Below are 15,447 nucleotides of genomic sequence, written 5' to 3' on the forward strand. Positions count from 1 at the left end.
CGAGCAAGCTCGCTCCCACAGGGCTCAGTGCAGGCCTGTCAGGCAATCTGCGCCTTCGAAGCCACCTCATCAAAAGTAAACTCATCCAGCGCATCTTCCTGCTCATCCAGCACCTGGCGCGGATGATCATTGCCCGGGATGCTGCTGTCGATCAGGCTCAACAACCGCGAGCCACGGGGCGTCAGCACAAAGTTCTCGCCGTTACCGCCCTCTTCCTCCGGCCGAGGCTCGATATAGTTACGCTCCAACAGCAGCTTTTCGTACTCCCCGGCGACCGCTTTCAGATGATCGAGGTTCTCGATCGGCTCGCCTGCGGCTGCCTTCTCTGCCGCGTACTGCTCCGCATAAGGCCGAGGGGTAAAGCTGTGGCCGGCGCCGTTTTGCACTTCGTGCAACAACCGTTCGATCAAGTCCCAGTTATAAGTCGTCATCCTGGTCCATCCTCCAAAGAGTGAGATGCCTACTTAAAGTGTGACCCAGGCGCTGCGCTGCCGTTCAGCCGGGCTTACCGGTGGGCTATTGCCCAAGCCGACCAACGGCCTGTCGAATTCACACTGGGCCAAACGACCACTGACAGAAGTGCCGAATCAGCGGCTCTGCCACGCAGGAGAATTCACCATGAACGTAGAAAATCATGCCGTCGTCTCGCGGGAAGAATGGCTCACCGCCCGTCGCCAGCACCTGATCCACGAAAAAGCCTTCACCCGCGAACGCGACAAACTCAGCGCAGAACGCCGCGCCCTCCCCTGGGTAAAAATCGAAAAACCCTACCGTTTCCAGGGCCCCAACGGCGAACTGAGCCTGGCCGACCTGTTCGGCGGCCGCAGCCAACTGATCATCTACCACTTCATGTTCGGCCCCGGCTGGACAGAAGGCTGTGATGGCTGCTCATTCCTGTCCGACCACATCGACGGCGCCAACCAACACCTGGCCCACCACGACGTCGCCGTGGTCGCGGTGTCCCGCGCGCCGTTCGCCGAGTTCCAGCCGTTCAAACGTCGCATGGGCTGGGTCTTCGACTGGGTCTCGTCAGAAGGCTGCGACTTCAACTACGACTTCGGCGTCAGCTTCAAACCCGAAGACACCGCCGCCGGAAAAGCCACCTACAACTACGAAAAAACCGACACCACCGAAGGCGAACTCCCCGGCCTGAGCGTCTTCTATCGCAACAAAGCCGGCGATATCTTCCACACCTACTCCACCTACGCCCGTGGCCTCGACATCCTGGTCGGCACCTACAACTACCTCGATCTCACGCCCAAGGGCCGCAACGAAGACGAAATCATGGACTGGGTGCGGCATCACGATAAGTACGAAGAGGCTAAACCCCATAGCTGCTGCCACAGCTGATGCGCCAACCTGCCCAGTCGAGCGCGAACCCTGTGGCGAGGGAGCTTGCTCCCGCTGGATTGCGCCGCAATCGCCAGTTTTGCCTTAACCACAGCGCTGCGCGATAGGTTTGATGTCATCGGGGGAGGTGCGGACGCAGGTAACAGAATTAACGACAACGGGCGACTTCTCAGTCGCCCACTTCATAGCATTAATTTGCTCACCGACGATGGCCCTGCTGAGCCTGCATGTATTGGCGAAGAAGCTGATTGATGCGTGTCTGATAGCCCGCGCCCTGCCCCTTGAACCACTCGACCACATCGGCATCAAGGCGAATAGTCACCGCCAGAGGTGGAAACCTCCTGCGAAACGGACAGATATGTTGGCAAACAGGTCGTAGTAGGAAACGGGGGGACTGACTTCGCATCACGGTGAATACGAAGGAGGAAAGCCCCACGGTTGCTGATACGACTAAGCACAATCCTCAAGTCGATCATCGCTCCCTCGCCATAAAAGGCAGAGCCAAATTCAGGTTGGGATTTCAATAAAAAACCGGACTCAAGGTCCGGTTCTTTATCGAAAGGGCTATCGCGCCGGCCTCAGAAAGCAGGGCTATCTCGCTTCGCCGATGTTTGGCGGCTACTTGCTTGCCTCCTCGACGGCTGCCGTATTCTGAGGACCGAAAGAGTATTTCAGGGCCCGTGCCTTCGAGGTCCGCGGATCAGGTAAACCTACGGTCTCTGGGTTCGCAAAACCGGTGGTGCCCTTGGCAAGCGTGGGATTGATCGCATCGAAGAGGAAACTGAAACCCTGTTTCAGCGAGCTCTGGGCAATGCCGTGACAGCCCATACAGCCGCCCATGGTCAGGCTTTGAGTGCTGTGCTCGTAATCCGGCACCATGATGTTGGGTTGCTCACGCGCATTGGTCAGGGTGTTGTCATTCGGGATGGGGAACACGTTGCTCCCGCGAAACAGCTGAATGCCCGGCTGGCTGCTTTCGACCATGATATTGGCCAGGTAATAATCCGGGTCGGTTGAAGTCATCGAGGGGATAGCCTGCACCCCTTTAAGCCGATAGTGCTTCCAGACCGAATTGGTGAATTCGCTGCTGGCATCCATGAGCTGCTTGACCTGGTTGTTCACCGCTGCGACTTCGGAATAGATAGTCAGCGGTTGCACGACACGGATCGGGCCGGCTTGCCCCTCGGGGATTCCGTTAGTGCCGGAATAGACGGGCGGATCAAGGTTTGGATTGGCGACTGCGCCCGCTGCGGGCAGGGAAACCGTATAGTTTTTGTTACCGTCAGAGAACATCGCAGTCGGGGGATTTTTTTCATCGTAACCGGGGTAGGCGATCTCGTCATAGTTAGCGACGTAGTAGAGACCGGTCGGCGAGGTGCCATCGGGCAATGTCAGAGCATCTTCGTGCTCGAATGTGGCAAAGATGAAAGTCGGGTAGTTGGGTGTTTTATGGATGATATGCAGGGCTACCAGAGCGTAGTCTTCATTGTACGCCACCGGTGCATCATCTTTGCCCTGATAGGTCACCACAGTCGCCGTATGGTAGCGCGCGCGATTCTGTACCGGGATGTCTGCCAGCTTGCGCCATGCCGCCTTGACCTCTACTGCGCCGTCGGGCAGGAGTATGTGTTCCGGGTAACGGGTCAAGCCTTTGGCATACTCGTAAACGACGGGATTCGCCTTGGCTTCAAACAGGATCTGGCTGTCGTTTGAAGGGGCATAGTCACTCCCTGTCTTGGCGATCTGCGGAGGGTTGACCGGGAAAAATATAGCGTTCTGGCCTATCTGGGTCGCTTCATCCAGATTGTTGTAATAAGCATAACTGGCGCCAGGCGCCAAAGGCGCACCGGTGGGAAACTTGATATAGCTGTATTGCGGCTCGGAAGTAAACGGACGCGTAGGACCACCCACGGAGTTTGGATTTAGCGCTGGAAACAACTCGCTGCGGTGGGCGAAGGTTTGCCACAACAACGGACTGGGAGATTTTGGAACCTTGCCCGAATCGGCGAAGCTGCTTTCCGGATTACCTACACCACGGTTAGCGGGCAATGGCGCCTTGGCCGTATTGTTCAGGGCGAAAAAGCTTCGCCAGGCGAAGGTGGCATAGTCGGTATGGCTGAGGCCCGTCGCCAGATCTGCTGGCAGCTGCGGGTTGTCCATCGTTAGATCGTTTGGGGTAATGGCATAGGAAACGCCCAATCCCGATGGGCCGGTCAAATTGTCAGAGAATCGCCTGGAATAATAGGGACTCCAGTTGACCCCATCGCTTGAACCATAAGTGCTAGGGCCACTGCTGATAAAAACGCGGTTACCGGTGATGGTTGCGCGGTTCAGGAAAAGCTCGCTTTTTGCCAGGCCCGATAGTCTTTGCTCATCTCCCCAGTGACCGCCCCGGTCGTAACTGCGCACGGCAAAATTACTAAGATCATAAGAGTAATAGACCAACAGCTCACCGTTATAGACCACGGGCACCAAACTCAACACTCGGAAAGCGTTTGCACTGAACCCGAGATTTTCCTTACTCCACAGCACGCCATCATCCGAGGTGACATAGTTAATCGTGTGATCATCTTCCTCGCTGTAGAGGACAAATAACTTTCCGTTGTATACCACAGGACTGTTATTAGCGGCGTCGCTGGAGACCGCGATAGGTTTAACGTTGGACCAGGTTATGCCGTCTTCAGAGCTGATGCTATTTATGTGACTCTTGTCGGTAAAGGTCAGTACCAGCTTTTGCTGAAACACGGTCACTGAGACATTACCCAGGATGTCAGACACGGGAATGGGCTGTGGGGGGGACCAATTACTGCCCTGCGCCGAAGTGGAAAAATAGATAGTGGAATCACTATCGTTGGCCCAAAACATATAAACCTTACCCTTGAACGATTGCACCGCGGGTGTAGCCAACCCTATCGAGGTAAATGGCACCATGCCCGACGAAGAAGGTAAGGCGTTTACGGCATCAGGACTGTCAAACACATCAACTACGATCCCCTCATCGGGTCGCGACGTGGCGATAATCACACTTTCCGCATAAGCCGATGAGACCGCGAATAAACCACACAGGCACAACATCAGTCGACTGAGTATCGATCTAAGGTTCATGAGTTTCATTCCTTTGAATTGTTGACTATGACAGGCCGCGGGTACGTCCTGACAGCACTTACATCCTGTGTTAAAGAGCGCCCCTGCGTTGCCGGCATCGGGCTATCCTCGCATTCTCCATGGTAGACGAGTGTTTAATATCGGCGAGGGAAATCCTGAAAAAGACTTCCACTCATGGTTGCGCCTGCGCAGCAAGGGAACGCCAGCCAAGCGCCAGGCTAATGAACTTTCCACCCGGCAGCGGCCTCAACCCATTACCTGCTCAACAAGAAATACGAGGCCCCTGCCATGAAAACCCTCCTCAAACTCACCCTCGCCGCCACCCTCAGCTGCGCCCTGCCTGCCTGGGCCACTTGCACGCCCGAGCAAGCCACCGCCAAGCGTGAACAATTGGCCAAGGAAGTGACCAGGCTCACCGAACAGAACCCGGAGAAGGCTAAGGAAATGAATAAGGAACTGCAGGCCATGGACCTGGAGACCGCCAGCAAAGATGTGCCGGACAAGTGCCAGTTGATTGATGAGCGTCTTCAAGAGCTCAAGAATGCGGAGAAGAAAGCGGGGTGACGCCCGAAGCAGGGCACAGCTTGCTTTGGTGGCGAGGGAGCTTGCTCCCGCTGGGTGCGAAGCGCCCCCTGAAATCGAAGCGTCAACTCGTTAGATGATTGTAAATTCCACTTTGTTGGGGCTGCTGCGCAGCCCAGCGGGAGCAAGCTCCCTCGCCACGGGTTTTGCGTCAGATTCAGTTATCCATAAAAAACCGGACTCAAGGTCCGGTTCTTTTTATCAAGCGCTGACGCAGCTTCACTCAGCCGCTGGCGCCTCCGGCTTGCGGCGCTTGAGTGGGGCCATGCCGTCCTTGCTGACCAGCGACAAAGCGTCGGTCTTCGGACGGTTGGCGATCTTGCGCTTGGTCGGGGCCTTGGCGCCGGATTTCTTCTTGTCGCCCTTGGCGTCGACCTTTTTCTTCTTCACGCCAACGGCCTTGCCCGAGGCCTTGACCTTTTTCGGTCCGCCGTAGGTGCCTTTGACTTCCTTGATGGTGCGGCGCTCGAAGCTCTGCTTGAGGTAGCGCTCGACGCTCGACATCAGGTTCCAGTCGCCATGGCAGATCAGCGAAATCGCCAGGCCATCGTTGCCGGCGCGTCCGGTACGACCGATACGGTGCACGTATTCGTCGCCGCTGCGGGGCATGTCGAAGTTGATGACCATGTCCAGGCCTTCCACGTCCAGGCCGCGGGCGGCAACGTCGGTGGCGACGAGGATTTTCACGCCGCCCTGCTTGAGGCGGTCGATGGCCAGCTTGCGGTCTTTCTGGTCCTTCTCGCCGTGCAGCACGAACGCCTTGTATTCCTGGGCCACCAGGCGACCGTAGATGCGGTCGGCCATGGCGCGGGTGTTAGTGAACACGATGGCTTTTTCGTAGGTTTCGTTGGCCAGCAGCCAGTTCACGATCTGTTCTTTGTGCTGGTTGTGGTCAGCGGTGATGATCTGCTGACGGGTCGTGGAGTTCAGCTGGCTGACCGCGTTGAGCTGCAAGTGCTCAGGGTTGTTCAGCACCTTGGCGATCATTTCCCGCAGGCCCGAACCGCCAGTGGTGGCGGAGAACAGCATGGTCTGCTGGCGGTTGACGCATTCATCCACCAGGCGCTGCACGTCTTCGGCAAAACCCATGTCGAGCATGCGGTCGGCTTCGTCCAGCACCAGCACTTCGACTTCCTTGAGGTCGAGGTTGCCGGCGTTCAGTTGCTCGATCATCCGCCCTGGCGTGCCGATCAGGATGTCCGGTACTTTGCGCAACATGGCGGCCTGGACCTTGAAGTCTTCGCCACCGGTGATCAGGCCAGACTTGATGAAGGTGAACTGCGAGAAGCGTTCCACTTCCTTGAGCGTTTGCTGGGCCAATTCACGGGTCGGCAGCAGGATCAGGGTCTTGATGCTGACACGAACCTTGGCCGGGCCGATCAGGCGGTTGAGGATCGGCAGCACGAACGCCGCGGTCTTGCCGCTGCCGGTCTGCGCCGTCACCCGCAGATCACGCCCCTGGAGCGCGAGCGGAATAGCCGCTGCCTGCACCGGCGTTGGCTCGACAAATTTAAGCTCGGCCACGGCTTTGAGCAGGCGTTCGTGCAGGGCGAATTGGGAAAACACGGGTGCTACCTCGAAGAAATGCAAAAAAACAGCTGCATAGGGTAACGGTTTCGAGCGCGAAGGCCGAGTTTCTTTATACGAACGGCGCTAATCAGTGGCTTTTTTGTGAGCCGATTCGTCATCAAGGGTCACTTAACCTGGCTTAAATGCTCTAATCGCACCGTCGCGTCTTTATAGAAGAACCGTTTCGTCCATGGACATCAAACAGCTCTGGGTCAACATTCAAGACCTTTGGGGTGCTCTCGATAAGCATCCGCTCCTGCATTCCAGCCTTGCACTGATACTGCTGCTGGTGATTGCCCTGGTGCTGGGGCGCGTGGCGCGCTACCTGATCCTGCACGGTGCCAAATTGCTGGGTCGCCAGCCGGCCCTGCACTGGGTCAACGACTTGCGCCAGAACAAAGTTTTCCATCGCCTGGCGCAGATGACGCCCTCGCTGGTCATCCAGTTCGGCCTGCACCTGGTGCCGGAACTGAGCAAGACCAGCATGATTTTCCTGGGCAATGTTGCCCTGGCTTTCACCATCCTGTTCATGGTGCTGGCCATCAGCGCCCTGCTCAGCGCCCTTCTGGATGTCTACGCCCGCACCGAACACGCCCGCACCCGCTCGATCAAAGGCTACGTGCAACTGACCAAGATGGTGCTGTATGTGTTTGGCGCGATCATCATTGTTGCCACCCTGATCGACCGCTCACCGCTATTGCTGCTGTCGGGTTTGGGGGCCATGTCGGCGGTGATTCTGTTGGTCTACAAGGACACCTTGCTGTCGTTCGTCGCCAGCGTGCAGCTGACCAGCAACGACATGCTGCGGGTCGGTGACTGGATCGAGATGCCTCAGGTGGGGGCCGACGGTGATGTGGTGGACATCACGCTGCACACGGTCAAGGTGCAGAACTACGCGTGAGCTCCAGCGATTTGACAGAATCCGTGAGCTGAACTTGAATGGACAGACACCTTATGCGGAGGGTCTGCCATGCTCAACACCGAACCGGCTTCAAGCGGCCTATACCACAAAGTGCCGCTCACTAACGTTAAGGTCTGGGAGCCCTGCAGCGATAGCGAAGCCAGCGAATGGCTCCCTCCTTTGAATCCTGATGAAGCCTCGTCCATAGGCTACCCCATCAGACCGAAATGGCTTCACCCCCCTTCCATCAACCGCCTCCATGTAATCGTGCAGCCAGATGGTGCGCTGTGGCCTGACGGATGCTTCTATTTATTTTGGTGCTCGGTTGTAAAGGGCCTGCGCCAGTCCACCGTCGCAAATGCGGCAGGCGATCTCGCCGACATGATGAACAAGTTCCTCAAAGCAGATATGGACTACAACACTTTCCGAGGAATTAAATTCGAGCGACCCACCTATTACTATACAGCCGAGCTGAAGCTTGAGATCGCCAGGGGACAGTTGACGCGTAAGGTGGCGAATCGCAAGATCTCAAATATGACTGGCTTCTATAAATGGAAGGTAGCCGAACGAGGCTTTAAGCCCGAAGCCGAGATGTGGAAATCCGAGATAAAGAATAAACGATACGTTGATAGTTTCGGGTGTACTCAGGTTAAAGAGGTCATCACAAACGATTTAACCTTCAAAAATACGGAATCCATTGCCACAGGCCGTTTCATCCGTGACGGAGGAAAACTTTACCCAATTGATCGCGTAGATCAAGCTGTCCTACTGAAGGCGCTACTTGAGTTACGCAATCCTGAGATGCTCTTAGCTCACATCTTGAGTCTCACAACAGGAATGCGTATTCAGTCGACATTGACAGTTCGCCACGCCGATGTCATCCATGGAATAGGATCTGACAACGACCCGAATAAGTACGCACTATATTACATGGAGATGGGGGAAGGAAAACTAGTGGAAACCAAGAACGGCAAGCGACAGTCTGTTGCGGTGCCAGCATGGGTGCATAATATGTTAGCTACGTACGTAAGTTCTAAACGACATCAAGACCGAGCAATGAAATCACCGATCAGAGATGACGATAGCCAGTATGTATTTTTAACAAGAACAGGAAGACCTTATTACATCTCCCAAGCTGATCAACACCTGTTCGATTTCAGTGCAGAAGCAGGCTCAGCCATTAGGCAATACAGCGTGAAAGTCCACACAAAGCTGCGGGAGCTAGGCGCGAGATTTACATATCGTTTCCATGACTTAAGAGCGACTTTTGGCATGAACTTATTAGAAGACTTTATCACTCAACAGGCGGAAGGAAAAATGAATCAGATCGAGTTGCTAGACAAACTTAAAAGAAGATTAAACCATGAGGACATTAATGTCACTCTGGCCTATTTACGGTACAGAGAAGACCACCCTCAATTGGCTCAAGCTCAATCGGAGTTTGAGGCTCACCTCGAAGATCTGATTCGAACGAGAATGTCTGATAATGAACAAGCACGAGCGAAAAACTTACGAACTTGATATCGCCCAGTATGACAACGACAAACTACTAGCGGCGTTATTCAATCGTCCGATGGAAGGCCTCGTTCTCAGGTGCACGAGTGACCGAAGAATCGACCTGGGCTCTATCTGCTATGCAGATCGCACCTATAAATATAATAAATCACCGAAACCGGTCGACGTTTTTTCTCATAAAAAAAACCGAAGTGAAAAAATACGTACATGGTGTACTGAGCACATCTTCAAAGCGCGATCGGGAGGGAGTAATTATACGCTCTACCAAAGCGCCACCGAATTTACCACACATGCAGATTGGTGCGACACCAACGGACATAGGGACTTTCTAGACGATGAGTTCTCATACAAGCGGGCGCTTGACTCCTACACTCAGCATCTCATCTTAACGATGCAACAAGGTGGCATAAAGGAGTTTAGAGCCACTCGTTTGCAGTCGGCGGCAATTCATAACGGAAATTTGTTCTATCCCGGAGCACGCATCAACTTCCTAGGTGATATGCCTATCTTATCTAGCAGTACAGCGCATGAAGAGGATCGAGAAAAAACGCCTACACCGTCTGAAAATGAGATGGCCGCGCATCTCACCGCCTGCCAATATCTATTTGACGGGGTTACTGATTTTCTAGTGGAGGGGCTACCCTATCCACATCGCATTGCTTATCTTGATACTGAAGCCCTATTGATGCCTTCGGAATACTCGATTATCACTAATGCGATATTAGAAGCGCGCTGGAAGCCGCGAAACTCCATCGTCTGGGATTATACGAATGGTGCAATTCGTACCGTCGATGAAATGTTAGCCAGGACAAACCAAACACGAGCAGCGCTTATTGGCCAGGAAATTGAGGCTCGTAAGTTTCTTGAAGAGGCTAATAACGACATACACCATCGCACCCGTAAATGGCTTGGGAACTTTGCGCAGCAAGCTTTTTATTCATTGTTCACTGCCAACACCGCAATGAACGAATCTCAGATGCGTAGGCTATTCTGGGCACCTAGCTATGAGAGCTCGAATAGTGACAGTGCAGGATTCGTAACGATAAAGTTTCGTGCTGGCAACATGGAGCAATCGTTTGATATCAAAAAAAGCTTCACTAAACACTTCAATAAATTCCTGAAACTAAGAAACTATCTTTGCGAAAGCAGGATGTATGACTACATGTTTCTGCACTATTCTTCAGGACAATATAAAAACATTCCGATTAGAGCATCAACAGTTTGGGTATTTAACGAGCAAATGGTCAGATTTGTTGACCCCGATTACCATGGCGTAACGCATCGAGCCCTTCGCAAATATAAATCTATCTTTCTTTTGAGTCATAACTATCCAGTCGGGGTTGTTTCTGCCGTGCTGCAAAATAGCACCCAAACCATACTCAAAAAATACTCAGAATCAGAAGAAAAAACCGCCATTGATGAAATCTCCAGCACATTATCATATGTAATCTCAATACTAGGGCGAGACGCAGAGATCGATGTTCCAGGCGGTAGCTGCTCTGGAGATGAATCTTCGCCTCTAGAAATTGCCCCGGAGAGCTATGAGCCTAACTGCAAAAATTTTGTCGGGTGTATCTACTGTAAGGAATTCCGACTTCACGCGAACGAAGACTCTATAAGAAAGCTGCTCAGCATGCGGTACGTCACAATGCAGCGCGTCACTGCATGCACTGACCTTGATGAGTTTCGTGCTCTTCACGGCGAAGTTATAGAGAGAATAGACACCATACTCAGAGACCTTACTGTCGTGAGACCAGAGATGGAGCCTATTATTGAACGTGTCAGACTGGAGATTGCCGACCACCAATTACTTTCTCCATATTGGGAAACTTTCTACCATCGATTGCTAAAGTTGAAGGTGATCAAATGAAAGGCCTTGAAAACACTACTTCGATGCAAGCCTCGCCATATGACAAACTACCATTTCCTGCGCGCTCAGAACAGTTCTCGACGGATGTCTACTACGGCATGTCATTTGCTCGCTTAGGGCCTGATACCATAATATCGCGAGATTTAGACGAAAAGATCGTTAATCGCTTGAAAGATGACCAATGGATCCTTATGGGGTTTGCATACAGCGTCGTAGACAATCCCTTTTTTGACTTTCTACCATTTTACACGAAATGTGAATACCGTGAGCACAATGCAGAGCTGGGCAAAAAAATCTTCATAATGAAAATGTTCTCTGCCAACTACCGTTCGGGCACGACATTACGAATAGGTACAATGCACTCGATAAGATACCTACTAATCAGAATGGTGGAATTTTGCAAGAAGAAAAACTTAAAGCTAGATAACATCTTCAGCTCTGCAGATTACTTCAAAGAATTCCAAGGCACTGTACAGCCTCTTGCAAATAGAAACCTAACATCACTTATCCGAACTTTGAATAAGATAGACAGTCGAGATAGAGGCTTCGAGCTTGACGGTACAATTCTTCCATACATGCAGCGAATCGCCAAACAACTTAAGTACCAAGGCAAGCAGTTCCCGATAATCCCAAGTAGAATACTGTTACTTAAATATGAGCAATATCAGTCATACCTTGATGACTTCTTGAAATTTTTCCCTCAAATTTGTGACTTCCTTAATAAAGCCGCTGCAAACCCTCTCTACGGGCGCAATTTGAACGCTCACGTAAATCCTAAAGCCAAGGGGTGGAACGCCACAGCCGCTCAAAAGCGCCGCCACGTAGCTTCACCCATAGAATTTGAGGATGCCATAGTAGACAATTCGCTTGGAGAAATCTGTAAGAAATACGACTGGGCAAGCGCTATCAGTGTCATGGGCTTCGTGACACTTGTAAGTCAATGCGCGAAAAACTTAATACATCTTTTCACTCTAATGCGTGACCATGAAGTCAAGAGCCTCAGCACCGATTGCCTTAGCCCCACGCGGGGCTGGAATAATGAAGCCCTATACGTTGCGGGAATTACCACGAAACTATATAGCGCAAAAAAACCCAGGCAGTGGATTACGACCGATGCAATTCTAAAACCTGTGGAGGTGCTCAAAAAAATTCAAGAAATTCTTTCTCCTTACGTCCATAACCCGCAGAATTATTTGCTGATCAGCACTTCAGCGCACCCAGTCTCACACTGTAAGCTGCCAAAAACAGGCATCGTCAAGCAGGTTTCAGCCGAGTCGCGCCTGCCGCCCATTTTGATCAAAGAAGAAGACATCCTTGAGCTCGAAGCTATTGAGCCTCTGAGGAATTGGAGGGGTGATCCTCGTTACCAGGTCGGTCAACCCTGGCGCATCACTTCCCATCAATTCCGCCGCACAATGGCAGTATTTTGCGCACAAACCGGCCTCATCACTCTTCCCTCCCTAAAGCGATTGCTTGGGCACCTGACCACTGTGATGAGCCTCTATTACACTAAAGGGTGCTCAGCGCAAAACTATCACTTCAACTTGATTAATCCTCGGCTTGCGAAGGAATTACGAGAGGCAGCATTTGAAGCAGATGGAGCTATGTTCATACGTGAGGCGTTGCGTTCAGAAGAAAGACTCTACGGCATCAAAGGGTCAAAAATCTGGGAGCAAAAATCAAGTGCCGTTTGGTTGAACGTGGCCGTTGAAGAGACAATGGATTCGGTCGCGCTCGGTTTATCCTCCTATACAGAAACGATCCTAGGTGGCTGCACCTCTACTGTACCTTGCAAAAGACGAGCCCATGGTAACTATTACGGATGCGCCAGTTGTCGTGAACTTGTCGCAAAAAAATCTGTGATGGATGAGACTGCAGAAATCTTGGAATTCGATCTAAAACAGCTTGATCCTGACAGCATGGAATATCGCGCTGAGAAGCAAAACCTTGATGACTTTATCGAGCTACGTGACAGAATAATTGCCAAATTCTCTTAACGATATGGAGGATACATTATGCAAGTTCCCCATGCAGAACAACCTACACTTATGCCCTACTACGACGCGCTGAATCGCCTTGTAAGCGGCAAGCCTGAAATCGTGGCTCCAGGCACAAAGATCACCCTCAACTCAGTGGCGATTGAGGCGGGAAGAAGTCCAGGCAGCATTAAGAAAAGCCGCACGGTGTTTGAGGCGCTTATACGCGAAATTCAGATTCGGGCGCGGGAGCAGCAGGAACGCATCAGCCCAGGTGTTCCACAGGTGCTGCAAGCTAAAGATAAGGCAGCCAAGGCACGGGCAAGGGCCGATAACTATGAGTTTAAGTATAAGGAAGCTCTTGCCCGTGAGCTCATGCTGCTCATGGCGTGGGACGAGGCTACAAAAGCGCTTCGAAAAGCTGGAAAGGTTGTCCCCTTCACCTCAACTCCGCGCCCGTGAGGCTATTGCAGGTAATTGTTCACCGCTTTGAACAGGGCCGCGAACCGCGATTTTGTCGCGGCGTCGACCTTGGCTGGTGGGGTCATAGTGAACATGGCTGCAACCGTGTAGTGATTGAATCCACCGCTGGGCCGGAGTTCAATATTCCGAGCTTTCAAGAACTGCTCAATGCGCTGAACGATCCTGTCACCTTGAGGCAAATCCTTTTCGTCTATCACCGCACCGGAGAGCTGCTTGGCAAAGGCCTTGTTGAAACAGGCGAGGTAGGTCTTGATCGTAAAGAGGTCTTCAATATCACTAGGGATCGTGTCTTGACCCAGGGTTTTCAGATCGCGAAATTGTGAGGCATTGAAGACCGCTTTTTTCTGCACCAATTTCTGATGGATCAAGCTTTCAAGCTTTTGATCCTGACGACCACTGAAGTCCAGAAGCAAGGCCACTGACAAGCCGTTTGCTCCGAGCAGAGAAGTGAATGTTGCGACGTTATTGAGCCCACCTACCGGGACAATCGTTGTGCGGCGATCCAGGCTTGTGTCTCCGCTGGCTTCGAGGATCGCCGACATGGTTTGGAGATAGGCGAGCTCAGACACCCCCTCCACCAAGAGGTTGGTTTTGCTGATAAACAGGTTTTGTGCAACGTTCCAGCCCAGTGCGGCCTGAAGTGGAAAGATTGTACGAGGATCAGAGCCCGAAAGGTTTTCCGATACCGTAGTCCCTACGTCTGGCTTGTCTTCTACGATCCGAACTTGGTTGAGTCGATCAGATCGCACCATGAAGGGTGAATGGGTCGTGTAGATGACCTGATGTTCTTGCGAAAGGTTGTCGATGTAGTTCAAGAAGTCTTCTTGAGCCAAGGCGTGTAGTGCCAGTCCTGGCTCATCAAGCAGGAGTACAAGGCCGCTGGCGGCGTTTACCCCGGAGGACGCCAGTTGCGCCTGCACACTGTCAAACCAGACTAGAAAGCTGAAGAACCAAATGAATCCCCTGCTGCGTTGATCAAATGGTGTAGTTACGCCTCGATGGCGCCGATTCTTGATCCTCAGGTAGAGGTTAGGGCCGTTGTCGAACGGAGTGACGTCGGTGCTGTCAGGCCTTATGTCAACTTCAACCTCCAGGTCTTCATTTTGCTTCCAAAATTCGAGTACCTTGTCTGTCAGGTTGATCGACACGCCTTCTACTTTCGCCCTCATTTCCTCGTAAGTCGTCTTTCCGTCGAAATCATCAAGGTCGACTCCTGCGATACGCAGCAAAGCGAGGATGGATAGATGCTTGGGTTCGATCAGCGCTTTCTTGGTCGGATCGCTTTTCACCGTCGCAAGGCGGCTCCTCAAGTCGGCGAGGTTGATCTTGCCAGGAAGAAGGTCGTAGTCGCTGAAGTACAGGAATTTGGGCACCATCGCTGACACCTTGCGCCACACCTCGTAATGCGTAACCGGGCTGTCCTTCCAAGGAGAGGCATCGATTCTCTTCTTCAACCCTTCTGCAAATTCGGTATCCACATCGGTCAAACTCATCTGGCTGAGGCTTGTGTAAGCATCACGAATAGTGGCTGAGCTTGAAACCGCTTTGATAGCATCGGACGACAGTCCCGATGTCTTGGCCAACGCCTCCATGACTGGGGCTTCATCCGCGCTAATTGAGATTGAGCGGCCATTTCCGTAGTTGTGGGTCACGGTAAAGATGAAGTTTTCACCTAACTGTGTGTGAAGAGATTTATTGATAGATTCACGTTCCGCCCTGGTGGGCTGGAAGGTTAATTCCACAACCTTCTCGGGGTCAGTCTCGTGTTTGCGCAAATAGGCCGTAAGATTCCTGCGTGGATAGTCGTCTGTGGGGTTGAAGGACTCCGCGCCTAGCGCATCATTGGACTTGTGCAACGCCTTCAGAAAAACCGTTTTTCCTGCCTCGTTCATACCGACCAAGACAGTCACGTAAGGGTCGATGGCAACGCTTTGGGAGGTGTTGATCGATCGGTAGGGGCCTACTGCAGCTTTCGTTAAGATCACGAGCATTTTCCAGGCTAAAGAGAAGTAAGTAAGCGTAGCGCACGCGATCTCAAACTCCAGCTCGGATGAAATTGTTTTCCTTCAGCCAAGGGGGGGGAGGTGGTGCCGGTA

Annotated in this window: 10 protein-coding genes and 2 pseudogenes; 7 read left to right on the forward strand and 5 right to left on the reverse strand. The window is 52.4% G+C overall.

All coding sequences use genetic code 11. The features are described 5' to 3' along the window. Positions 1-38: 38 nt before the first annotated feature. Positions 39-431 carry a transcriptional regulator gene (locus PSEUDOMOFG3G_RS19110; RefSeq protein WP_076385904.1) on the reverse strand — a complete coding sequence of 131 codons (393 nt, stop codon included), beginning with the start codon at positions 429-431 and terminating at the stop codon, positions 39-41. Positions 432-618: 187 nt separating this feature from the next. Here PSEUDOMOFG3G_RS19110 and PSEUDOMOFG3G_RS19115 point away from each other — a divergent pair, with 187 nt between their 5' ends. Further along, entirely contained in the window at positions 619-1,350 is a 732-nt protein-coding gene (locus tag PSEUDOMOFG3G_RS19115) for a thioredoxin family protein (protein WP_139050862.1), read from the forward strand. Positions 1,351-1,549: 199 nt separating this feature from the next. Here PSEUDOMOFG3G_RS19115 and PSEUDOMOFG3G_RS19120 read toward each other — a convergent pair. Both PSEUDOMOFG3G_RS19120 and PSEUDOMOFG3G_RS19125 read right to left on the reverse strand, forming a co-directional pair. Further along, positions 1,550-1,675 (reverse strand): annotated as a pseudogene (locus tag PSEUDOMOFG3G_RS19120) (BrnA antitoxin family protein); the annotation flags it as partial. A gap of 293 nt (positions 1,676-1,968) precedes the next feature. Further along, complete coding sequence (locus PSEUDOMOFG3G_RS19125; protein WP_171061405.1) at positions 1,969-4,455, reverse strand: exo-alpha-sialidase; 2,487 nt, start codon at positions 4,453-4,455, stop codon at positions 1,969-1,971. Between the two features lie 288 nt (positions 4,456-4,743). Between PSEUDOMOFG3G_RS19125 and PSEUDOMOFG3G_RS19130 the strand changes: the two genes are divergently transcribed. Next, positions 4,744-5,019, forward strand: a complete 276-nt coding sequence (locus tag PSEUDOMOFG3G_RS19130; RefSeq protein WP_139050863.1) for a hypothetical protein — start codon at positions 4,744-4,746, stop codon at positions 5,017-5,019. A 237-nt stretch (positions 5,020-5,256) separates the two neighbouring features. Here the strand turns inward: PSEUDOMOFG3G_RS19130 and PSEUDOMOFG3G_RS19135 are convergent, their stop codons facing one another. After that, a complete protein-coding gene (locus PSEUDOMOFG3G_RS19135; RefSeq protein ID WP_139050864.1) occupies positions 5,257-6,603 on the reverse strand; it encodes a DEAD/DEAH box helicase in 1,347 nt (448 codons plus the stop codon). A 193-nt stretch (positions 6,604-6,796) separates the two neighbouring features. Between PSEUDOMOFG3G_RS19135 and PSEUDOMOFG3G_RS19140 the strand changes: the two are divergent. The 5 genes and pseudogenes from PSEUDOMOFG3G_RS19140 to PSEUDOMOFG3G_RS19160 all read left to right on the forward strand — a co-directional run. Then, positions 6,797-7,501 (forward strand): annotated as a pseudogene (locus tag PSEUDOMOFG3G_RS19140) (mechanosensitive ion channel domain-containing protein); the annotation flags it as partial. 75 nt (positions 7,502-7,576) lie between these two features. Next, positions 7,577-9,028 (forward strand): site-specific integrase, encoded by a 1,452-nt coding sequence (locus PSEUDOMOFG3G_RS19145; protein WP_139050865.1) that lies wholly within the window; start codon positions 7,577-7,579, stop codon positions 9,026-9,028. Further along, positions 8,994-10,892 carry an integrase gene (locus tag PSEUDOMOFG3G_RS19150; RefSeq protein ID WP_139050866.1) on the forward strand — a complete coding sequence of 633 codons (1,899 nt, stop codon included), beginning with the start codon at positions 8,994-8,996 and terminating at the stop codon, positions 10,890-10,892. The genes PSEUDOMOFG3G_RS19145 and PSEUDOMOFG3G_RS19150 overlap by 35 nt, the downstream gene beginning before the upstream one ends. Then, positions 10,889-12,889, forward strand: a complete 2,001-nt coding sequence (locus PSEUDOMOFG3G_RS19155) for an integrase (RefSeq protein ID WP_139050867.1) — start codon at positions 10,889-10,891, stop codon at positions 12,887-12,889. The genes PSEUDOMOFG3G_RS19150 and PSEUDOMOFG3G_RS19155 overlap by 4 nt, the downstream gene beginning before the upstream one ends. Positions 12,890-12,907: 18 nt before the next feature. Then, positions 12,908-13,330 carry a hypothetical protein gene (locus PSEUDOMOFG3G_RS19160; protein WP_139050868.1) on the forward strand — a complete coding sequence of 141 codons (423 nt, stop codon included), beginning with the start codon at positions 12,908-12,910 and terminating at the stop codon, positions 13,328-13,330. 2 nt (positions 13,331-13,332) lie between these two features. Here the strand turns inward: PSEUDOMOFG3G_RS19160 and PSEUDOMOFG3G_RS19165 are convergent, their stop codons facing one another. Continuing rightward, complete coding sequence (locus PSEUDOMOFG3G_RS19165) at positions 13,333-15,336, reverse strand: AAA family ATPase (protein WP_139050869.1); 2,004 nt, start codon at positions 15,334-15,336, stop codon at positions 13,333-13,335. Between the last annotated feature and the right edge of the window lie 111 nt (positions 15,337-15,447).

The sequence above is a fragment of the Pseudomonas sp. FG-3G genome (assembly GCF_901007645.1).
GTDB classification, from domain to species: domain Bacteria; phylum Pseudomonadota; class Gammaproteobacteria; order Pseudomonadales; family Pseudomonadaceae; genus Aquipseudomonas; species Aquipseudomonas rhizophila.